This is a genomic window from Ruegeria sp. YTSA219 (assembly GCF_059609985.1).
Genome location: NZ_JBXWMT010000011.1, coordinates 96,377 through 115,695 on the forward strand (window position 1 = coordinate 96,377; position 19,319 = coordinate 115,695).

20 protein-coding genes are annotated in these 19,319 nt (G+C 55.5%); 18 read left to right on the forward strand and 2 right to left on the reverse strand.

The window, feature by feature from the left end; translation table 11 throughout:
* The first annotated feature begins 26 nt into the window (after positions 1-26).
* The 5 genes from AC2FFB_RS15265 to AC2FFB_RS15285 all read left to right on the forward strand — a co-directional run bounded on the left by AC2FFB_RS15265 (position 27) and on the right by AC2FFB_RS15285 (position 3,978).
* Complete coding sequence (locus AC2FFB_RS15265; RefSeq protein ID WP_496824183.1) at positions 27-875, forward strand: peptidylprolyl isomerase; 849 nt, start codon at positions 27-29, stop codon at positions 873-875.
* 4 nt (positions 876-879) lie between these two features.
* The gene (gene argJ / locus AC2FFB_RS15270; RefSeq protein ID WP_496690230.1) at positions 880-2,106 is read left to right on the forward strand and encodes a bifunctional glutamate N-acetyltransferase/amino-acid acetyltransferase ArgJ; all 1,227 of its coding nucleotides are present in this window, start codon (positions 880-882) and stop codon (positions 2,104-2,106) included.
* Positions 2,103-2,501 carry a (deoxy)nucleoside triphosphate pyrophosphohydrolase gene (locus AC2FFB_RS15275; RefSeq protein ID WP_496824185.1) on the forward strand — a complete coding sequence of 133 codons (399 nt, stop codon included), beginning with the start codon at positions 2,103-2,105 and terminating at the stop codon, positions 2,499-2,501. Before argJ ends, AC2FFB_RS15275 begins: the two co-directional genes overlap by 4 nt.
* Before the next feature lie 288 nt (positions 2,502-2,789).
* The gene (locus AC2FFB_RS15280; RefSeq protein ID WP_496824187.1) at positions 2,790-3,236 is read left to right on the forward strand and encodes an Arm DNA-binding domain-containing protein; all 447 of its coding nucleotides are present in this window, start codon (positions 2,790-2,792) and stop codon (positions 3,234-3,236) included.
* Between the two features lie 112 nt (positions 3,237-3,348).
* Positions 3,349-3,978 carry a tyrosine-type recombinase/integrase gene (locus AC2FFB_RS15285; protein WP_496875129.1) on the forward strand — a complete coding sequence of 210 codons (630 nt, stop codon included), beginning with the start codon at positions 3,349-3,351 and terminating at the stop codon, positions 3,976-3,978.
* 196 nt (positions 3,979-4,174) lie between these two features.
* Here AC2FFB_RS15285 and AC2FFB_RS15290 read toward each other — a convergent pair whose 3' ends face one another.
* A complete protein-coding gene (locus AC2FFB_RS15290; protein ID WP_282027507.1) occupies positions 4,175-4,711 on the reverse strand; it encodes an Lrp/AsnC family transcriptional regulator in 537 nt (178 codons plus the stop codon).
* Between the two features lie 434 nt (positions 4,712-5,145).
* Here AC2FFB_RS15290 and AC2FFB_RS15295 point away from each other — a divergent pair, with 434 nt between their 5' ends.
* The 5 genes from AC2FFB_RS15295 (at position 5,146) to AC2FFB_RS15315 (ending at position 9,660) form a co-directional block, all read left to right on the forward strand.
* Positions 5,146-6,237 carry an aromatic ring-hydroxylating oxygenase subunit alpha gene (locus tag AC2FFB_RS15295; RefSeq protein ID WP_142637313.1) on the forward strand — a complete coding sequence of 364 codons (1,092 nt, stop codon included), beginning with the start codon at positions 5,146-5,148 and terminating at the stop codon, positions 6,235-6,237.
* Between the two features lie 19 nt (positions 6,238-6,256).
* Positions 6,257-6,691 (forward strand): lactoylglutathione lyase, encoded by a 435-nt coding sequence (gloA, locus tag AC2FFB_RS15300; protein WP_085823161.1) that lies wholly within the window; start codon positions 6,257-6,259, stop codon positions 6,689-6,691.
* A gap of 4 nt (positions 6,692-6,695) precedes the next feature.
* Complete coding sequence (locus AC2FFB_RS15305; protein ID WP_496824192.1) at positions 6,696-7,094, forward strand: AraC family ligand binding domain-containing protein; 399 nt, start codon at positions 6,696-6,698, stop codon at positions 7,092-7,094.
* A gap of 103 nt (positions 7,095-7,197) precedes the next feature.
* Positions 7,198-8,637 carry a glutamine synthetase family protein gene (locus tag AC2FFB_RS15310; RefSeq protein ID WP_496690235.1) on the forward strand — a complete coding sequence of 480 codons (1,440 nt, stop codon included), beginning with the start codon at positions 7,198-7,200 and terminating at the stop codon, positions 8,635-8,637.
* Between the two features lie 9 nt (positions 8,638-8,646).
* Complete coding sequence (locus AC2FFB_RS15315) at positions 8,647-9,660, forward strand: alpha/beta fold hydrolase (RefSeq protein WP_496690236.1); 1,014 nt, start codon at positions 8,647-8,649, stop codon at positions 9,658-9,660.
* A gap of 614 nt (positions 9,661-10,274) precedes the next feature.
* On the opposite strand, the gene AC2FFB_RS15320 is transcribed toward AC2FFB_RS15315, so the two are convergent.
* Complete coding sequence (locus AC2FFB_RS15320) at positions 10,275-11,285, reverse strand: LacI family DNA-binding transcriptional regulator (protein ID WP_496875130.1); 1,011 nt, start codon at positions 11,283-11,285, stop codon at positions 10,275-10,277.
* Between the two features lie 212 nt (positions 11,286-11,497).
* Between AC2FFB_RS15320 and AC2FFB_RS15325 the strand changes: the two genes are divergently transcribed.
* From AC2FFB_RS15325 to AC2FFB_RS15360, 8 genes are all read left to right on the forward strand, one after another.
* Entirely contained in the window at positions 11,498-12,766 is a 1,269-nt protein-coding gene (locus tag AC2FFB_RS15325) for an ABC transporter substrate-binding protein (RefSeq protein WP_496690237.1), read from the forward strand.
* A 77-nt stretch (positions 12,767-12,843) separates the two neighbouring features.
* Positions 12,844-13,689 (forward strand): carbohydrate ABC transporter permease, encoded by an 846-nt coding sequence (locus AC2FFB_RS15330; protein ID WP_496875131.1) that lies wholly within the window; start codon positions 12,844-12,846, stop codon positions 13,687-13,689.
* A complete protein-coding gene (locus AC2FFB_RS15335) occupies positions 13,686-14,522 on the forward strand; it encodes a carbohydrate ABC transporter permease (RefSeq protein WP_117871523.1) in 837 nt (278 codons plus the stop codon). Before AC2FFB_RS15330 ends, AC2FFB_RS15335 begins: the two co-directional genes overlap by 4 nt.
* Positions 14,523-14,545: 23 nt before the next feature.
* Positions 14,546-15,586, forward strand: coding sequence for an ABC transporter ATP-binding protein (locus AC2FFB_RS15340; RefSeq protein ID WP_496875132.1), 1,041 nt, complete (start codon positions 14,546-14,548; stop codon positions 15,584-15,586).
* A 12-nt stretch (positions 15,587-15,598) separates the two neighbouring features.
* Entirely contained in the window at positions 15,599-16,876 is a 1,278-nt protein-coding gene (locus AC2FFB_RS15345; RefSeq protein ID WP_496875133.1) for an MGH1-like glycoside hydrolase domain-containing protein, read from the forward strand.
* Positions 16,873-17,559, forward strand: coding sequence for a D-lyxose/D-mannose family sugar isomerase (locus AC2FFB_RS15350; RefSeq protein ID WP_496875134.1), 687 nt, complete (start codon positions 16,873-16,875; stop codon positions 17,557-17,559). Before AC2FFB_RS15345 ends, AC2FFB_RS15350 begins: the two co-directional genes overlap by 4 nt.
* Positions 17,547-17,972 (forward strand): GNAT family N-acetyltransferase, encoded by a 426-nt coding sequence (locus tag AC2FFB_RS15355; protein WP_496791547.1) that lies wholly within the window; start codon positions 17,547-17,549, stop codon positions 17,970-17,972. Before AC2FFB_RS15350 ends, AC2FFB_RS15355 begins: the two co-directional genes overlap by 13 nt.
* Before the next feature lie 17 nt (positions 17,973-17,989).
* Positions 17,990-19,240: a glycerate kinase type-2 family protein gene (locus tag AC2FFB_RS15360; protein ID WP_496791546.1), complete on the forward strand. Its 1,251-nt coding sequence runs from the start codon at positions 17,990-17,992 to the stop codon at positions 19,238-19,240.
* The last annotated feature ends 79 nt before the right edge of the window (positions 19,241-19,319 follow it).

Here is a 19,319-nt window from a genome sequence, read left to right on the forward strand (position 1 = left end):
CCGTGGCAAAGAAATAGGATGATTCCATGCCCAAAGGCCTCACTTTTCTGCCATCGCTGGCCCTTGCAACGGTGATGGCGCTGCCATTGGCCGCCGAAACCAAGCCCGATGCCAGCACGGTGGTCGCCCGCGTAAACGGCGAAGAAATCACTCTGGCGCATGTGATCGCAACGGTTGCGACACTGCCCCCCAACTACCAGCAGGTCGAAGATGATGTTCTGTATGATTTCATCATCGAGCAGCTGATTCAGCAGCAGTTGCTGGGCCAGGAGCAAGAAGGGCTGAGCAATCTGAACGCCTTGGCCATCGAGAACGAGACGCGGTCTTTGCTGGCGGTTCAGACCGTAAATGCCCTGATCGACGAAGTTGTAACGGCAGAAACCATTCAGACCGCCTATGATGCGCGCTTTGCCGAGTTTGAAGGCGAAGATGAGTTTAATGCCAGCCATATTCTGGTCGAGACCGAGGATGAGGCAAAAGACCTTAAGGCTCAGTTGGATGATGGCGCCGACTTTGCCGAGCTGGCCAAAGAAAAATCAACCGGTCCTTCCGGCCCGAATGGCGGGGTGCTGGGTTGGTTCGGCAAGGGGCAGATGGTTCCCGAGTTTGAAACCGCCGTTGTCGCGCTTGAGAGGGATCAGGTGTCGGACCCGGTGCAGACACAGTTCGGCTGGCACGTGATCATTCTGAATGACAAGCGCAAATCCGAAGCGCCCGCACTTGATGCGGTGCGCGACGAGCTGGCACAGGATCTGCAAAGTGAAGCTATTCAGGCCCGTATCGGCGAGTTGACCCAGGCTGCACAGATCGAACGTCCTGCGCTCGAAGATGTGACCCCGGGCATCGTGCGTCAGTTGGACCTGATTCAGGAGTAACCCCGTGGCCTCGATCACCAAAGTCTCTCCGCTGGCCCCGGCGGCGTTTCCCGAATTGCCCGCGATTGACGGTGTGCGCTTTGCGACCGTCGAAGCCGGCGTACGCTATCAAGGCCGCACTGATGTGATGCTGGCGGTCCTTGATCCAGGCACTTCAGTGGCTGGGGTCTTTACCCGCTCGGCCACACGCGCGGCACCCGTGCTGGATTGTCAGGACAAGATCGGCGGGCCAAGTGACGGGCCGGCGGCGATCCTTGTGAATTCGGGCAATGCCAATGCATTTACCGGGCATTATGGCCAAAGCTCGGTCGCCGAGGTGACGCAAGCAGTGTCCGAGACCACAGGCGTGCCGGTCGAACGGGTTTTTACCTCGTCAACTGGTGTGATCGGTGAACCCTTGCCGCATGGCCGCATCGTGGCGCAGCTTGAGGCCCTGAAATCCGGCCTCAGTCGCCACGCAATCGAAGATGCAGCGCGGGCTATCATGACCACGGATACCTTTCCGAAAGGAGCTTCGGCGCAGGTCGAGATTGATGGAAGAACAGTCTCTATTGCGGGGATTTCCAAGGGTTCTGGCATGATCGCGCCTGATATGGCGACGATGCTGGTTTATATCTTCACCGACGCCCAGGTCGAGCAATCCGCGTTGCAGCAGATGCTGGGTACGCAGACTGACCGCACTTTCAACTGCATCACTGTCGACAGCGACACTTCGACCTCGGACAGCCTGCTGCTGTGTGCTACTGGGGCTTCGGGGGTGGATGCGACAGACAATGCCGCCTTTGCCGAGGCTTTGGAAACCGTGATGCTGGACCTTGCCCAACAAGTGGTACGCGATGGCGAGGGCGCCACGAAATTCGTAGAAATTCGTGTGACCGGGGCCGTCACCGATGCCGACGCCAAGGTGCATGGATTGGCGATTGCCAATTCACCACTGATAAAAACCGCCATTGCGGGCGAAGATCCGAATTGGGGCCGCGTCGTCATGGCCATCGGAAAATCGGGTGCAGCTGCCGACCGTGACCTGCTGAGCATTTCTTTCGGAGACATCCTTGTGGCCGAAAAAGGCTGGGTCAGCCCCGATTACCGCGAGGAAGATGCCGCCGAATACATGAAAGCTCAGGACCTTGTAATCGGCGTCGATCTGGGGCTGGGCGCCGGTAAATCCACAGTTTGGACCTGCGACCTGACCCATGGCTATATCGAGATCAACGCGGATTACCGGTCGTGAAAACAGTTCTGGTTTCTGCGGTCGCCCTGATAGACATTGAGGGCCGGGTGCTGCTGGCGCAGCGCCCCGAAGGCAAATCCATGGCTGGACTTTGGGAGTTTCCCGGCGGCAAGATCGAACTCGGCGAAACGCCCGAGGTCGCCCTGATCCGCGAACTGTACGAAGAACTGGGCATCAACACATGGTCCTCCTGCCTTGCGCCGCTGACCTTCGCCAGCCACAGCTATGATGATTTTCACCTGCTGATGCCGCTGTTTGCCTGCCGGAAATGGGAGGGCATTCCACAATCGAAGGAAGGACAGGCGCTGAAATGGGTGCGTGCGAATGATCTGCGCAGTTACCCGATGCCTGCGGCAGATGTGCCGTTGATCCCGATTTTGCGGGATTGGCTTTAGGGTCCCGGTTCGATCTTGTCTGGACGCTGGAATTCAGCGCGCGATTTAAACCTATTGCAGCGCTTAGGCGCAGGCAAGAAACGGAAAAACGCACGAGTGCAATCGCTTGAAAAGTAGGGAGATGTTTGGAGTTTGGTGCCCAGGAGATGCATTTAGACATTACACCACCATACCCCACGACATTCCACTTTCTTATAAAAACCAACACCCTAAGACTTTAGCTATTCCGTTATGTGTCAGGATATAGCAGGATACCGCAGACAATAAGGTGGATAGAAGGGTGGACGGATGGCGCGGCCTATCCGTAAACTTTCGGCCGCAGCGGTGAAGGCAGCAGGCCCCGGTAAGCACAACGATGGTGCCGGATTGTGGTTACACAAGCGCCAAGATGACGGCGGGCAATGGTTCCTCAGGATCACGGTACACGGTCGCAGGCGTGAAATGGGCCTTGGGTCCATTGCAGATGTATCGCTCAAAGAACCAAGAGAACACGCGGAACAGTGGCGCGCCTTTGCCCGGAAGGGTCTTGATCCAATCAAAGAACGCGAAAAACAACGGCGTGAGGCTGAACGCAATTTACATTGTTTGGCGGATGTCGCATTGGACGCGTTCGAAAGTCGGAAGGCCGAACTCAAAGGCGACGGTAAAGCTGGGCGCTGGTTTTCTCCTCTAGAACTACATGTCTTACCCAAACTGGGTAGATCCCCGGCTCAGATATCGATCAGATCGACATAAGAGACGCTCTGAGGCCCATTTGGCACTCCAAAGGGGGAAAACTGCCCGGAAAGCCATTAATCGCCTCAGCATCGCTCTAAGGCACGCTGCGGCGCTAGGGTTGGACGTAGATTTGCAAGCCACCGAAAAAGCCAAAGCGCTTCTTGGTAAATCTAGGCATACGCCACAACACATTGCTGCCATGCCGTGGATTGACGTTCCAGAATTCTACAGAACCCTAGAAGTGCTCACGACAACCAATCTGGCCCTGCGGATGCTGATCCTGACGGCAGCCCGCTCAGGTCCACTCCGCTTTAAGAGATACGATCAAATTGAAGATGACATTTGGACAATCCCTGCGCATCAGATGAAGGGCCGGTTAGGCCAAACGGCGGATTTTCGCGTGCCTTTGTCCGGCGAAGCCCTGCGCGTGGTTGACCTCACCAAACCCTTCTACCGTGATGGTTTTCTCTTCCCCGGCCTTCGCAAAGGAGTGATTTCGGATATGACGATGGGGCAACATATGCGCAAGGCAGGTTTGCCATATAGGCCTCATGGGTTCAGATCCAGCTTTCGGGATTGGGTGGCGGACCGAACCAATGCGCCAAGGGAAGTCGCAGAAACCAGCCTTGGCCATGTTGCAGGAAGTCAGGTCGAAAGGGCGTATCGCAGGACGGATTATCTGGAGCAACGTCGACTAATCATGAACGAATGGGCTCGTTATGTAACCGGCGAGGAAGAAAGCATCCATGATGATTTCTGAACCGTCCGCCCGAAGCCCAAGCGGTAACTCGCTGCAGGATCTGACATTCAAAGCGAAATATTAGACAACATCGTTCGCGCAGTTCGGAAGACGGATGGCTGTCGGGGTCGGCATTAAGATCGGCGCTGAACATCTCCCCAAAAACCCTGTTGAAACCCTTTCGCATTAGAAACGTCAGCGATCGGCTTCTTCCTCTTCACTCCTTCACATCCTGCTTTAGCAGAAACTGATTCTTGAAATTCTTCAGCCCCGGCATAACGTCGGCATTGGCGATATCGTCACTCGCATGGATTTCATGCTCTAGAAATTCCTTCAATGCGTCACCGTCGTCACTGACCAGTTCAATGATCAGGTCGTAACGTCCCGCGACCCACAGGATGAAAACAACCCTTGGGTTCTTTTCAAGGCGCTTCGCCACCTGGCGTGGGGTCACGCCAGCGGCCACATTCAACCCGATCATCGCGTCGGTTGTGTATTCTGTGGCCACCGGATCCGACATCGCAACGATCCGCAACATGTTGTTGTCTCGCAGACCACTCACCCTGTTGCGGATGGTTCCTTCGGACACATTCAACTGCTGTGCAATTTCCGAAAAAGCCATCCGACCATCTTGCTGCAACAGCCGGATGATCTGCTGGTTCAAGTCATCCTTTGGGGACCTAATGCTCTGTGCGGAGGCGCGCACGTTTGATTGCTTTTTGACTGCCATATACCCGATGCTCGATTGCTGCATTCGTAGCTGAGACTAGGTGAGGACATCGAAATTCGCAATTCTCTCTTAAGAATTCTGTGGCAGGAAGTGCAGAAAACGACATCTTTTGCCCTCGACACCGCAGCTTCCAAGGACCGTGACGCGGGCCTATTGCCAAATTTTCTGTAAAATCCCGCTGAAATTGCGGCTCTCGCAATCCGCACGACCTGGTTATTCGAAATTCGCACTTCCATGCCGTTTTTTGACCAGATTATTTCTGATTCGTGCCCCAAAATCCCAGAATATTCGCGAAAATCGAAAGAATGTTAGGCGACTAATGCGATATTCGCAGTCGAAACTTCAGTTCCCGGCGCGGCGGGACAGAGTCCGCAAGTAGGAAGACCGCGAGAAACGGTAAAACCATGCGCCTGTCGTTGGACCGACGGGTGCAGGTGGCAGTGTCGAAGGGAGGACAAATGACAATTGCCGAGGATAGAACTCAGGCCATTGGAGGGCCTCAGCACGGGCTGACCGCCGGGGCGTATCGCAGCGAAGAGTTCTGGCAGCGGGAATGCCAGACTGTCCTGGCCAAGAACTGGGTGTTCATCGGGTTTGCCCATCAGATGGCTAACCCCGGTGATGCTCATCCGGTTACCTGCGCAGACTTACCACTGCTGGCGGTGCGCGGTCGTGACGGCGACATCCAGGTGTTTCACAATGTTTGCTTGCACCGGTGTATGACATTGGTCGACAAGCCTAAGAATGTCGGCAAGTTGATCCGCTGCCCCTATCATGCCTGGGCCTATGATCTGGATGGCCGCTTGCGGGCTGCGCCGCATTTTGCCGGAACCGGCAAGCAGGAGTTCGACGGCTTTGACATCAAAAATCATCGCCTCAAGCCTGTACGCACCCATGTCTGGCATGACTGGATCTTCGTCAATCTGGATGGGAACGCGCCTGATTTCGAAGACTATGCCGCGCCTTTGATTAGCCGGCTGGAGGGGATGGATTTCACCAGAGTGGAACCAATTGGCCTGCTCGACTTTGGTGAGATTAGCACCAACTGGAAGCTGATCATGGAGAACTTTATCGAGCCCTACCACGTTCAGTTTGTCCATGCCTCAACCACTGATCAACCATTGGAAAACCACTATACAATCACCGATGGCACCTGCATCGGCAGCGCGGTGGATCTGAACGAAGAGTTGGGCACATCCGGCAGTCTGGGGGTCAGCTCTCGCTATCTGACCCTGTACCCCAATTTCATTCTGGGCCGCTATTTTCCGGATCAGCTGGGCGTATATCTGAACGTGCCCATTGGTCCCGGAAAGATGCGCCAGTACCGAGCACTTTACACGACAGAAGGCCAGGAACTGAGCGCCGAGGAAGTACAAGCCCTCAGAAACCTTTGGTGGGATGTCCACAAGGAAGATCACGAGATGGTTGAACGCATGTTTGAGGGCCGCAAATCCCCGGTCGCCGAGGATGGGGGCCTGTTGTCGCCCGCTTGGGAGGACAGCGTCCGCGCCTTTCAGGATCTGATCGAGCGCGACGTGGCCGGTACTTAAGCAAGAAGGAACAATATCGATGAACAAGTCCATATCCAAAGGGTTTCGTCTGGCCCATACGATGATGCGGGTCACCGACATGGAGAAGTCACTGGATTTCTATTGCGGAATTCTGGGTATGGAAGTGCAGCGGCGCACGGACTACCCCGAAGGCAAATTCACCAATACCTTTATCGGCTATGGGCCCGAGGCCGAGTTTCCCACGCTGGAGCTGACCGCCAATTGGGATCAGGGCACGCCTTATGACAAAGGCGACGGCTGGGGTCACATCTGCATCGAAACGCCAGATGTTTATGCCGCGTGCGAACAGCTGGCTGCGGCCGGCGTAAACATCACCCGCCCACCGGGGCCAATGAAAAACGGCACAAGGGTCATCGCCTTTTGCGAGGACCCTGACGGTTACAAGGTCGAATTGAACGAATCCATACTGAAACACCTGGCACAGGAAGGCTGACCAAATGGGTGACACACCTCAACTTTTCAAATTCGATCTGGTTCAAAATCGCTACGACTCGATGGGCGACAGCGACACTTACATCAAACCGATGGTGACCAGCGAATTCAGCAAGTCCATGTGCGGCGGTATCAACGTCCTGAACAACATCAAGGTGCCGTGGGATCTGACCTGCGACGAGATCATTTATTGCCTTGAGGGCACGTTCCGACTGGTTTGCGGCGGCAAAAGCTATGTTTGCAATCGTGGTGATGTGCTGTTTGTCCCGAAGGACAACCACATCTCCTACGAGTCGGACGGCAAATGCGTGATCTTCTATGCCGCCTACCCTCACAACTGGAAACAGCTTGCCGGGATCACGCAGGTTCCGGGCATCGACCCTGACGATTTTGTCCCCGGCTGAACATCTTAACCGCTGAGCGACAGAACAACCGAAACCAGCACCAACACTGAGGGATCACCCTCGGTGAACCAAATCTGATTGCCATTCGATGGGAGAACGCCGAATGCCCAAGGACAATGCCAGCACCCGCATCTACTACGAGACTATCCATGACGCTGTCGAGCGTAACCGCCCGCGTATCGCAGAGGTACGGCAACGTCTGGAGGAGGCTGGCGTCAAATACGTGATGGCCGCCTGGATTGACCTGCACGGTATTCCAAAAACCAAACCCGTACCGATGAGTGATTTTGAACCGCTATGCCTCGGGAAAGGACCGCAATTTGCGGTGCATTCGATTTCTTACGTGCCCGAACTCAGCCCTGCCGACAGCGATCAGGTCGTGGTGCCGGATCTCGATGCCGTCTATGTCTGCCCGTGGGATACTTCGATGGCGATCATCTTCTCGGACCTCTACTGGGAAGATGCGCCCTATAATGTCTGCCCGCGTCAGGCCCTGAAACGTGCCATGCACGAGGCTGCGCAGGAAGGGTACACAGGTTATGCTGGGGTCGAGCCCGAATTCATTGTGATGAAATACGACGACGCCGGTCAGCCGGTGAAGGCGTTTGACGACGACCCTGCAAGCGGCCTTCGGCCCCGCCGTCAGGCGTTTGGCTATGACGTTGAATACTCGATCGACTCGATGGCGTTTCTGAAAGACATGATCGACATCATCGAGGGTCTGGGTTGGAACCTGCATGACGTGGTGGCCGAGGGTGCGTATTCGCAGTTCGAGCTGGATTTCCACTACACCAACATGCTGGAAATGTCTGATCGGCTGGCATTCCTGCGCATCACCCTGAAAGAAGTCGCAAAAAAGCACGGGATGTTCATCACTTTCATGCCGAAACCGACAGTGGGCGATTGGCGGTCTGGCGCGCATATCAACATGTCGATGCAGCATGAAAGCCGTCCGGGCGAGAACATTTTCGAAACGCCGGATGGCGATTGGAGTGACGAAAGCCGCTGGGCAGTTGGCGGACTGATGCAGCATGCAGAAGCAATCACCGCGATCACCTGTCCGACGGTGAATTCCTATAACGGTCTGGTGCCACGTGTTGGCGGCTTTGAAGGCGGCACGGTCACATGGGCCCCGACAAATATCACCTATGGCTTCAACAACCGATCCGCCCAGTTCCGCCTTCCGCAAAGCCGCCACTGCATCGAAAATCGCGCCTGTGACATGACAATGAATGTCTATCTCGCGATGGCGATGCACTTGAGCTGCGGAATAAAAGGCATCAAAAACAAGATCGATCCGGGCAAACCAACAGATTTTGATTTGTACTCAAAGACTGAATCCGAGCTTGCCGAGCTCGGTATACGCAGGCTTCCGCGAACTTTGTTCAACGCTATTGAGGCTCTGCGTCATGACGAGATGGCCGAACATGTGATGGGGCGCGTGATGCGCAACTCCTATATCGAGTACAAAAACGACGAATGGGAGCGCTATCACCAATCGGTCACTGATTGGGAAGTGCAAGAGTATCTGAGGCTGTACTGAAAGATGGTCGTGGATGAGTTTAGGACATTCGACCTTGGAGACTTCCCGCTTCTATCGGGTCAGGTTTTGCACGACGCCAAACTTGCCTATCAAACTTACGGCACGTTGTCGGCCACCCGCGACAATGTCATCGTCCTACCGACCTTCTACACGGGGACAAATACTCGGAACGAAGGGTTCTTCGGCCCCGGTCGCGCTATTGACCCAAGCCGCCACTTCATCGTCAGTCCAAATTTGTTCGGCAATGGCCGTTCGTCTTCGCCCTCGAATACGCCCTCCCCTCAAGACGGCCCGCGATTTCCGTTGGTGCAGATGTGGGATAATATCGCGGCGCAGCATCGGTTGATCCAAGATCACCTCGGCATCGAAAAGATCGCGCTGGTCGCCGGCTGGTCAATGGCGGGCTGTCAATCCTATCAATGGGCGGCGCAATACCCGGATATGGTACAAGCGATCTTGCCTTTCTGCGCCTCGGCCAAAACCTCAACGCATAATTTTGTCTTCCTCGAAGGGGTCAAGGCCGCCCTTTGCGCGGACCAGAATTGGAACGGCGGCAATTATGACAGCCCGCCCGAGGCCGGGCTCAAAGCCTTCGGTCGGGTTTACGCAGGCTGGGCTTTCTCTCAGACCTTTTACCGTGAGAGGCTTTATGAGCAGCTTGGATTCCAATCCATTGAAGAGCTGATGCAAGATTGGGAACAGGACCATGTACAGAGCTGGGATGCCAACAATCTACTGGCCAAGCTTGCCACCTGGCAGGCTGGCGACATCTCTGCCGGGCCACTTTACAATGGGGATTACAAACTGGCGCTGGGTGCCATCAAGGCGCGTGCCATCCTGATGCCCTGCACTCAGGACCTCTATTTCCCTCCTGAAGACAATGAAATTGAGGCCCACCACATGCCTAACGCCATCTTCCGTCCTTACGACTCGCCATGGGGTCATTGCGCCGCCAATCCTGGTAACGACAAAGGCTTTGCGGCACAGTTGGACGTTAATATCCGCGAGCTCTTAGAAGAATAAGACCTTGTAAATAAATGAGAGATTGTACTCATTCATTAGCGACTGGTACATTCCTTCAAGTGAAGGGCAGCAATTCGGCAACAGAACTGCAACCGCAGTGGATTAGCTATAGTTACGCTCTGGGTAATTCGTTCGATGTTGCCAAGTCCGCATTACTGCGCATAACAGACGTCGATGCCAGTCGCGGAATTCGAAACATTGGACTCACTGCTACCGTCGGATGCGGCGCAGAATGACTCGCCTAGCCAAGATAAACCCTGTCCTGTACGGCCCAAACCAGCCGTTTGCCTCACCACTCGACGCTGCAGCGCAGCCTGCGCATTGCTGCCGTTCGTGCACCTTGCAGCATTGTCGAACAGCGGGTGACGGCAAACCACAACATAGCCGTCAAATTCTCGGGATACTCTGCCACAGTTAGGATCTTTCTTTCGGCCAATAATCCTGAAGCAAACCTATGGCTGTGCGCCCTGCTTCCAGCACTCGGTCTGCCTCTTCTTCGGATTCCGTCAGACGAGCCAGGGTAATCGTGCCCATCAAGAGCGCCATCGCAGCTACTGGCTGTAAATCAATGAGTCTGGAGCCTAGTGATTTCGGTAGGAATTCAGGCCGTGTCTCTATATTTCTGGGGCTTCTCCGGATGTTCCCCGCACTTTCAGGACCGCAGAATACTCGAAATGACGGACTGGTAGTTCGGGTGTTCGCATTCGGTCCAGAAGGATCTCGGCCAACCGCTTGCCTAACATTTTCGGGTCGATCGCCATGGTTGTTAGGCCGGGGGTCGAGACGGCAGCATCTTCGATGTCATCGAAGCCTACTACTGAAAAGTCTTGCCCGGGGTTCAACTCGGACTGGATCAAGCCGAAGCAGGCACCAAGCGCTACAACATCTCCGTTACAAACAATTCCTGTCACCTCAGGGTGTTTGTGTCGCAGCGCTGCGACAGCGTCAAATCCGGCGCGCTTGGTCTCCTCACATGGCCAGATTACTGGGCGTATGCCATCTAGCTTTTCACAGGCACTAAGGTAACCGGCAATTCGCTCCTCGCGCACCGACGTTTGCTCAGTGCCGCCAAAATAGGCGATGTGCCTGTGTCCCAAATCAATCAGATGCTGTGTAGCTTGAGCAAGAGCCGCGGTGTTTAGAACACCGACGTGATCAAGGGACTGCGATACCTTGCGCATGAAAGTAACAGCGGGAACACCGTGGGTTTCCAGAAGCTCCATAGCGTCCTCGTTCGTGTCGAGCGCCGGCACCCAAATTAAACCACGGCGACCAAATCTGATGCAGGCTTCCAGGAGGCGGTCCTGACGCTGAAGGTCTCCTTGTGCATCGAGGACCGACACCATGAAACCTTCGGTCTCGAGCAAGTCGACGGCTCCACTGACAACTTCTGCGTTAAACGGATTAGCCAATTTGTTAATGATAAAACCGATTTCGCGATTGTCACCCGACCGCATTGTGGCCGCCGCTTGATTTGGGACGTAGCGCAGACGCTTGGCAGCGCTTAGGACTTTCTGACGTGTCTTCTCTGAAATTCGGCCGGTGTCACGCATAACTTGGCTGACGGTTGGAACCGACACGCCCGCTTCTTTGGCAACGCTGGATAAGGTGGGCTTTTTCGTCATGGGTCACTGTTGAGGTATAACGTTTGCATAAGATCGCAAGTGATTTTGCAAATGACAAGCAAATTTTGGCGAATACTTGACGGCAACATACTTGACTCAAGATACAACGATATATCATATTAACTGCATTCGCCCGCGGACTGACCCAATGGTGTCGGCGAGGGAGAGAGGTTGCCTGTTTCTTTGTCAGCCTCAGACATAGGGAGGAAAACATGTCTATTCATTCGAAGCTAGCGGGAGCCGTGTCCGGTGTGGCCATGCTTGTTGGCGCTGTCACCGTGCAAGCTGAAACTCTGTTCTGGTCGACCCAGGCCCGGCCAGCCGAAGAAGCGCAGGCTATGCGGACCGAGGTTCTTGGTGGCTTCGATGGTGGAGTGGATTACCAGCCGAACGAAGACGGCCCTTGGCTGACGCGTTTGCAAGCTGAACTACAAGCGGGCTCGGGTAGCATTGACTTGTTGGGTTCTTTGCACGGCAACTTCTCGGCGATGAACCCTGATGACCTAATGGATCTCAGTGATCTTGGCGTCATGTCGGCCTCAGACACTTTCAATGATCTGGCCAAGCTGGGAACTGACGGCCTGCACTACATGCCTTGGATGCAAGCGAGCTACATCATGGCCGCCAATAAGGAAGCGCTGCAATACCTGCCTGAAGGTGCGGACATCAATGCGCTGACCTATGACCAGTTGATCGCATGGGCGGCGAATGTAGAAGAAGCAACTGGCCAGAAGAAATTCGGCTTTCCTGCAGGACCCAAGGGTCTAAAACACCGCTTCTTCCAAGGCTACCTCTACCCGTCCTACACTGATGGTGTCGTGCGGACATTTGCATCGCCCGAGGCTGTGACAGCATGGGAGAAGTTCAAAGAGCTGTGGAGCCATACAAACCCTGCATCGACCAACTTCTCGTTCATGCAGGAACAGCTGTTGAACGGCGATGCCTGGATCGTCTTCGACCACACCTCGCGCCTTGCACAGGCGTTTAATGAGCGTCCTGACGATTTTGTTGCCTTCCCGGCGCCTGCTGGTCCGACCGGCCGTGGCTTCATGCCTGTTCTGGCAGGTGTTGCCATCCCACGCACCGCGCCAGATGCAGAAGGTGCCAAAGCGTTGGTGACCTATTTGATGCAGCCCGAAACACAGATTGCGACCCTGAAGGCCACAAACTTCTTCCCTGTGGTTGAAGTCGAACTGCCAGACGATCTGCCGCCTTCGGTCAAAGCTGCCGGCGAAGCGGTTGCCACGATGAGCGGCTCACCAGATGCTAATCCTGGCCTGCTGCCTGCAGGTCTGGGTAGCATGGGTGGGGATTTCAATCGTGTTTACGTAGATGCGTTCGAGCGCATTGTTCTGGCTGGTCAGCCCATCGAGCGGGTTCTGGAAGATCAAAAGAAACAGCTGGAAAAGATCATGACTGAAACTGGCGCGCCTTGCTGGGCACCAGATGCACCATCGGAAGGTGCTTGCCCGGTCGAATAAGACCTTCCCTGACTGCCGGGCCGCCGAAGCTGTGGCCCGGCTCCCCCAGCAAAATCCCAATTTAAAGGAGTGGTCCGATGGAAGCGCGGCTTTTGCCCTATTTTCTGATCCTCCCGGTGACGCTATTTCTTTGCCTGTTTTTCCTCTATCCGTTTGCGCTGGTTGCGCAGCAGGCTTTTGGAACCGGGAACGGCTTTTCACTGGATAACTTTCGCGAGGTCGTGAGCTACTGGAAGTTCCCGATCTCGATGAAGAACACTTTCCTTCTGGCCGCGGCCGTGGTGCCAATTCAGCTGGCGCTGTCACTTCTGATGGCCACGATGGTCACGAAGATGCAAAAGGGCCGCGATCTGGTTCTGTATATATGGACCATTCCTTTGGGAATTTCTGACCTTGCAGCCGGTATCATCTGGCTGGCGATCTTCGAGCAGTCGGGTTTTCTGAACTCGATGATGGTCGGGCTTGGTGTCACTGACCAGCCTATAAGTTTGCTGAGTTATCAAACACCGTGGGTAGTGTTCCTGGCGATTATGCTTGCCGAGATTTGGCGCGCAACTGCGATCATGCTTGTGATCCTTGTGGCGGGCATCGGCCTGATCCCCAAGGAATACTACGAGGCTGCGGATGTTTTTGGCGCCTCGCGTTGGAAACAGTTCACGCGTATCACCCTGCCGCTATTGCGCCCGTCGCTGCAAACGGCCCTGGTTCTGCGCGTCATCCTGGCCTTCGAGGTCTTCGCCGTGGTTGCAGCTCTTGGGGGCACGATCTTCCCGGTGCTTATGGGCGAGATCTACGCTTATCAGTTTGACCTGCAAAATGGTGGAGCAGCAGCAGCGCTGGCGATCATCGTTCTGATTATCTCGATCGTCTTCACTCTGATCATCATGCGCGCGCTGCGCGTCCCGAAAGGAGCCACGATATGACGGCTGTAGCAGACGTTGTGGCCCCTGACGCCCGCAAGGCGGGTAGGGGGCTCTATCGAGCAGGCGTGATCTTGCTGTGTGCCTGGGTGATCATACCGCTCTACTTACTGTTCGTGAACACAATGTCCTCACCGGATACGGTAAACAGTTTCCCCAAGAGCTTCATCCCGGAGTTCAATATGGGATCCCTGGAATTCTTCATGGGGTTCCAGGGAATGCTGAGGGCGCTGTGGAACTCGGTTGTGGTGGCTTTGATGACGATGGTGATGTCCATCGCCATCGGAGCCCCCGCGGGCTACGCCCTATCGCGGTTCGACTTCCGTGGGAAAGAGCTGTTCCGGCTGCTGATCCTGCTGACCCGGGCCTTTCCGCTGCCCTTGCTGGCGCTGCCCCTTGCGGTTCTCTTTATCCGCACAGGTCTGGATGACACGGCCTTCGGTCTGGCGCTGGTCCACACGACCCTGGCGATCCCATTCGCAGTGCTCATCACCTTTTCGCTCTTCTCGGGTATCCCGCTGGAGCTCGAAGAGGCAGCCTGGACGCTGGGCTGCACGCGGCTGACCGCCTTCACCAAAGTGATCCTGCCTTTGGTTCTGCCAGGGATTACAGCCTCAGCGATCTTTGCATTCGTGATCTCGTGGAACGAAGTGTTCGCAGCCGCTGTGCTGACGATCGAGAACCGGACATTGCCCGCATTCCTGTTGCAAACCCTGGGTGAGGCTCCGTTACACCTGAAGTTTGCAGGCGGATTCATCCTCGTGGTGCCTGCGCTGATCTTCATCTTCGCAGTGCGCAAATATCTCTTTGCCATGTGGGGCATCGCCAACCGCTGAGCGGTGGCTGAAAGGAAACTGAAATGGCTGAAATACAGATCAAAAACGTCGCCAAGAACTTTGGGTCCTACCAAGCTCTGCATGACATCAACCTGACCATCGCAGACCAGGAATTCATGGTCCTTCTGGGGGCATCGGGCTGCGGTAAGTCTACGCTTCTGCGTATCATCGCCGGACTTGAGACGGCTACAACCGGCGAAGTCTGGATCGGAGGGCGTCGTGTGGATCACCTATCGCCCAAGGATCGCGGCATCTCGATGGTGTTCCAGAATTATGCGGTGTTTCCGCACCTAACGGTGTTCGAGAACATTGGCTTTGGTCTGCGGATGCAAAAATTGCCCGATGATGAAGTTAAACGTCGAGTGGAGAGAACTGCTGGGTTAATGCACATCGAGCAGCTCCTTAAGCGCTATTCAGGCGAATTGTCAGGTGGTCAACGCCAACGGGTCGCGGTCGCACGTGCCTTGGCGATGGAGCCGGACGTAATTCTGATGGACGAGCCCCTATCAAACCTTGACGCACTGCTGCGGATGGAAATGCGTGCCGAGCTGAAGGGTGTTCTGGCTGAAAGCAAGACCACAGCCATCTATGTAACCCACGATCAGGTTGAAGCAATGTCCATGGCTGATCGGATCAGCGTTATGCATCAGGGCAAAATTGTTCAGGCAGCCTCGCCCATCGAGGTGTATCGGGATCCAGCGGCCGAGTTTGTGGCCAGTTTCATCGGCAATCCGCCTATGAATTTCCTCCCCGCTGAAGCTGCGGGCTCTGGTCGCTGGACAGTGGCCGGGCAGAACCTTGACGGTCCGGCAAATGGTAAGGATCTGAAATGGGCCATCCGCCCGGAAGATCTACGCATTGCGGATCAGGGGTTTGGAGCGCGAGCCAAGGTTGTAGAACCTTTGGGCGCACATTTACTTGTGACTTGTGATGTAGACGGGCACCAGTTCCGTGCAGTTCTGGACAGTGAGCTCAGCGTGAAACCTGGTGATGTACTTACCCTGGCACCGCAAGAGGGAAGGGGGCGTTGGTTTGACCCCGAAACCACTCTGGCCGTCGCTTAAGGGGGAAACAGGATGAGCCAAGCTCTGATCGATCAGGCCCGAGGCGTCATGGAAGGAAATGATAGGGGCACCTACACCGTTCCTACCCATGGCCTCTATCCTTTCCAATGGAACTGGGACAGTGCTTTATCCGCGCTTGGCTTTTCGCATTTCGACATGGATCGGGCCTGGGTCGAGGTCGAGACTCTTATGGCCCATCAGTGGGACGACGGTATGGTGCCCCATATCATTTTCCACGAACCTGATGATGGGTATTTCCCGGGTCCTGACGTCTGGCAAACAGGTCGAGATGTGCCCACGACTGGAATTACCCAGCCAGCGGTTGCGGGTTTTGCGTTGCGCAAGCTTTATGATCGGACTGAAGACAAAGCGGTCGCGCGTGAGCGTCTGGCCAAGCTCCTGCCCAAGGTCCATGCATGGCACAAATGGTTCTACCGCGACCGCGATCCCAAAAGCACGGGATTGGTCGCAATCATTCACCCGTGGGAGTCTGGCAGAGACAACTCGGTGGATTGGGATGAAGGGCTGGACGCCGTGCCGATTGAGGGTGTCGCGCCATTTACTCGGCGCGATACGACACACGCCAACCCAGATCACCGCCCGTCGGACGAGCAATACAAGTGCTATATCTGGCTGGTCGAGTACTTCCGAGGGCTTGGATGGGATAATGCGAAGCTCCACGATGCCTCGCCCTTTTGCCTCGTTGATCCGGGCTTTAACGGCATCCTGATACGGTCTTGCGACGATGTTGCGGATTTGGCCGAGTTCTTAGGCGAATCTTCGATGGCTTCGGAGGCGCGTGAGATGGCCGCAAATGGCCGCGCGGCGCTGGAAAGCCTCTGGAACCCGGCGCTGGGGCAATACACGTGTTACAATCGTGCCGCCGGTCGCCTGCAAGACACACCCACGATTGGTGGGTTGCTCGCTGCAATTGCCGATGTCCCTCATGTTCGAGCTGATGCGCTCGCACGGAGGATCGCTTTGTTGGCCGAGCAATGCGGCTATCTGGTGCCCAGTCACGACCCAATAGATGGCGCTTTTGACAGCCTGCGCTATTGGCGCGGGCCGACATGGCTGATCGTGAACTATTTGATTGCTGAAGGTCTTAGCCGATCTGGGCAGGGGGGAATGGCACAACGCATCCTCGCAGACAGCCTGAAGCTTATTCAGAAAAGTGGCTTTGCGGAATATTATGACCCAAACAGCGGCGAGCCCTGTGGTGGTGGAGATTTCACCTGGACCGCAGCCATGGTGATCGAAATCCTCAAGACCCAAAAAGTGTCAGCATGAAACGTTCGCGCATCAATGAGATCATGGACCAAGCAGCTGAGTTCATTTGCTCTCATGGCTTTGCTTTGCCGCCCTTCGCCCGTTGGAGGCCAGAAGAATTCAAGGTTCGTGAAAGTGATGCGCGACATGTGATTGACGCACGTTGCGGTTGGGACATCACTGATTACGGTGACGGTGATTTTGACAAGATGGGCCTGTTCCTCTTTACCCTTCGCAACGGATTGCAGAGTGATTTGGCCAAGGGCGGCGGCATGTGCTACGCTGAAAAGCTGTTGATTTCAAGGCAAGACCAACTGTCGCCAATGCACACGCATGTTCTGAAAGCTGAGGATATCATCAACCGCGGTGGCGCAACTCTGATTGTTGAGTTGTTTGGCTCAGACGACGCCGCTGGCTTTGCAGAGGATCGCGGCGGTGAGGTCTGGCTGGACGGCATCCGACACGAATACCAACCGGGCGAGAAGCTGCGCCTGGCACCTGGTGAAAGCGTCACGCTTCGTCCTGGTGATTGGCACGCATTCTGGGGCGAAGGAGGAGATGTGTTGATTGGTGAGGTCTCAACCGTCAATGACGACGAGACCGACAATATCTTTCGTGAACCCATCGGCCGTTTTGCCGAGGTCGAGGAGGATGTTGCTCCAACACATCTACTGGTCAGCGACTATTCTAAATGGCTTGGTTGATTGATGAAACTTGCAATGACCAACTGGCGTTGGCGTTGGAACGCAACTTGTTGGACGAGCTGCGTTGCCAACAATCGCAAGGTGATAACAGCACAATTAATTTGGTCTGCCAAACGGATGGCTCCCTGAAGGGCGGGCTTCTGGGCACAACATCTTATGGTTGGTTGTTGCTCAAAGTCTTGTGGGTGGCCCAGCCTTTCCGGCGTCAGGGGTTAGCCCGCGCTTTGTTCGACCGCGCCTGTACCTTGGCCAAGGCGAGTGGCTGTCACAGTGTATGGCTCGATACATCCAATCCCAAGGCGCGCGAGATCTATCTGCGTTGGGGGTTTGTACAGTTTGGCAAGCTAGAAAACGGACCGGATCGTGGGCCGTCAGAACACAGCCGTTGGTTCTTGCAACGGCCCATCACCTGATCCGCAACATAAATCCTATGATTGACCCCGCCAACAACCCTCGAAGCTTTCTGGAACACCTCTTTTCCTCCGCCGTTGCTGTGGCCGACCCCATGCTCGTGGTGCCCCGACACTTGCCAAAGCGCCCAAAGGGGCGGCTGCTGGTGATAGGAGCAGGCAAGGCCAGTGCCCGCATGGCCGAAGCCGTTGAGGCGCATTACGGCCCGTGTGAGGGACTCGTCATCACCCGGTATGGGTTTGCTCGACCCTGCAACGGCATCGAGATTGTCGAGGCGGCGCACCCAGTGCCGGACTCTGCGGGTGAAGCTGCAACGATCCGGATGTTGGAGATGGTTCAGGGTACGACTTCAGAGGATACGGTAATCGCCTTAATCTCGGGTGGGGGGTCAGCGCTGCTTTGTGCCCCGGCAGAGGGTGTAACCCTCGCCGACAAGGTTGCGCTCAACCAAGCGCTCTTGGCCTCTGGCGCACCGATCGGAGACATGAACATCGTCCGAAAACACCTGAGTCGCGTCAAAGGTGGACAACTGGCGGCGGCCTGTGCACCAGCACAGATGCTTAGCTTGCTGATTTCCGATGTGCCGGGTGATGATCCGGCGCTGATCGCCTCGGGCCCAACTGTGGGTGAAAAAAGCAGTGCAAAGGATGCAATCGATATCCTGAAGCACTACGGAATTACTGTATCAGAAGCGATGCTGTCTAATTCCAGCGTCATCCCTCCGGATGATCCCATCTTTTTGCGCGCAGAAACGCGCGTGATCGCTGCCCCGGTGCAATCCCTTGAGGCTGCTGCCGCGGAGGCAGAGGCCCAAGGCTGCAAGGTGCATCTTCTAGGAGATGCATTGGAAGGAGAAGCAAGAGTACTGGCAGCGCATCAGGCGGCGGAGGCCCTGTTGTTGCAGTCAACAATCAAGCGCCCGACCTTGCTGCTATCCGGTGGTGAATGCACCGTTACAAGGCGGGGAAACGGCATTGGAGGTCCCAATGCCGAGTTCACGCTGGCCGCGGCATTGGCTCTGAACGGGGCGGCGGGCATTCACATACTGGCTTGTGACACAGATGGCGTAGACGGTGCGGCAGAAGTGGCCGGTGCTTATGCAGGGCCCGATACGCTAGCACAAGCGTCCGGCAAAGGCGTCTCAGCCCGAGAAGTGCTGGACCGCAATGATGCCCATAGTTTCTTCGGTGCAATCGGAGGTCAAATCGTTCCAGGACCAACCCTCACAAACGTTAACGACTTTAGAGCGATTTTGATCCTTCCCAAGTGATTCAATCCCTAGGTTCTGGACCTATTAATTTGGTTGCCGTCATCCCGCCTGCGTGATTCATACCCGTGAGTTTCAGGGG

What these genes read in the sequence shown, in the direction of transcription:
- AC2FFB_RS15265 (WP_496824183.1), top strand. Translation starts at nt 27, where the DNA reads ATGCCCAAAGGCCTCACTTTTCTGCCATCGCTGGCCCTTGCAACGGTG.
- AC2FFB_RS15280 (WP_496824187.1), top strand. Translation starts at nt 2,790, where the DNA reads ATGGCGCGGCCTATCCGTAAACTTTCGGCCGCAGCGGTGAAGGCAGCA.
- AC2FFB_RS15290 (WP_282027507.1), bottom strand. Translation starts at nt 4,711, where the DNA reads ATGCAGCAATCGAGCATCGGGTATATGGCAGTCAAAAAGCAATCAAAC.
- AC2FFB_RS15295 (WP_142637313.1), top strand. Translation starts at nt 5,146, where the DNA reads ATGACAATTGCCGAGGATAGAACTCAGGCCATTGGAGGGCCTCAGCAC.
- gloA (WP_085823161.1), top strand. Translation starts at nt 6,257, where the DNA reads ATGAACAAGTCCATATCCAAAGGGTTTCGTCTGGCCCATACGATGATG.
- AC2FFB_RS15305 (WP_496824192.1), top strand. Translation starts at nt 6,696, where the DNA reads ATGGGTGACACACCTCAACTTTTCAAATTCGATCTGGTTCAAAATCGC.
- AC2FFB_RS15310 (WP_496690235.1), top strand. Translation starts at nt 7,198, where the DNA reads ATGCCCAAGGACAATGCCAGCACCCGCATCTACTACGAGACTATCCAT.
- AC2FFB_RS15320 (WP_496875130.1), bottom strand. Translation starts at nt 11,285, where the DNA reads ATGACGAAAAAGCCCACCTTATCCAGCGTTGCCAAAGAAGCGGGCGTG.
- AC2FFB_RS15325 (WP_496690237.1), top strand. Translation starts at nt 11,498, where the DNA reads ATGTCTATTCATTCGAAGCTAGCGGGAGCCGTGTCCGGTGTGGCCATG.
- AC2FFB_RS15330 (WP_496875131.1), top strand. Translation starts at nt 12,844, where the DNA reads ATGGAAGCGCGGCTTTTGCCCTATTTTCTGATCCTCCCGGTGACGCTA.
- AC2FFB_RS15335 (WP_117871523.1), top strand. Translation starts at nt 13,686, where the DNA reads ATGACGGCTGTAGCAGACGTTGTGGCCCCTGACGCCCGCAAGGCGGGT.
- AC2FFB_RS15340 (WP_496875132.1), top strand. Translation starts at nt 14,546, where the DNA reads ATGGCTGAAATACAGATCAAAAACGTCGCCAAGAACTTTGGGTCCTAC.
- AC2FFB_RS15345 (WP_496875133.1), top strand. Translation starts at nt 15,599, where the DNA reads ATGAGCCAAGCTCTGATCGATCAGGCCCGAGGCGTCATGGAAGGAAAT.
- AC2FFB_RS15350 (WP_496875134.1), top strand. Translation starts at nt 16,873, where the DNA reads ATGAAACGTTCGCGCATCAATGAGATCATGGACCAAGCAGCTGAGTTC.
- AC2FFB_RS15355 (WP_496791547.1), top strand. Translation starts at nt 17,547, where the DNA reads ATGGCTTGGTTGATTGATGAAACTTGCAATGACCAACTGGCGTTGGCG.
- AC2FFB_RS15360 (WP_496791546.1), top strand. Translation starts at nt 17,990, where the DNA reads ATGATTGACCCCGCCAACAACCCTCGAAGCTTTCTGGAACACCTCTTT.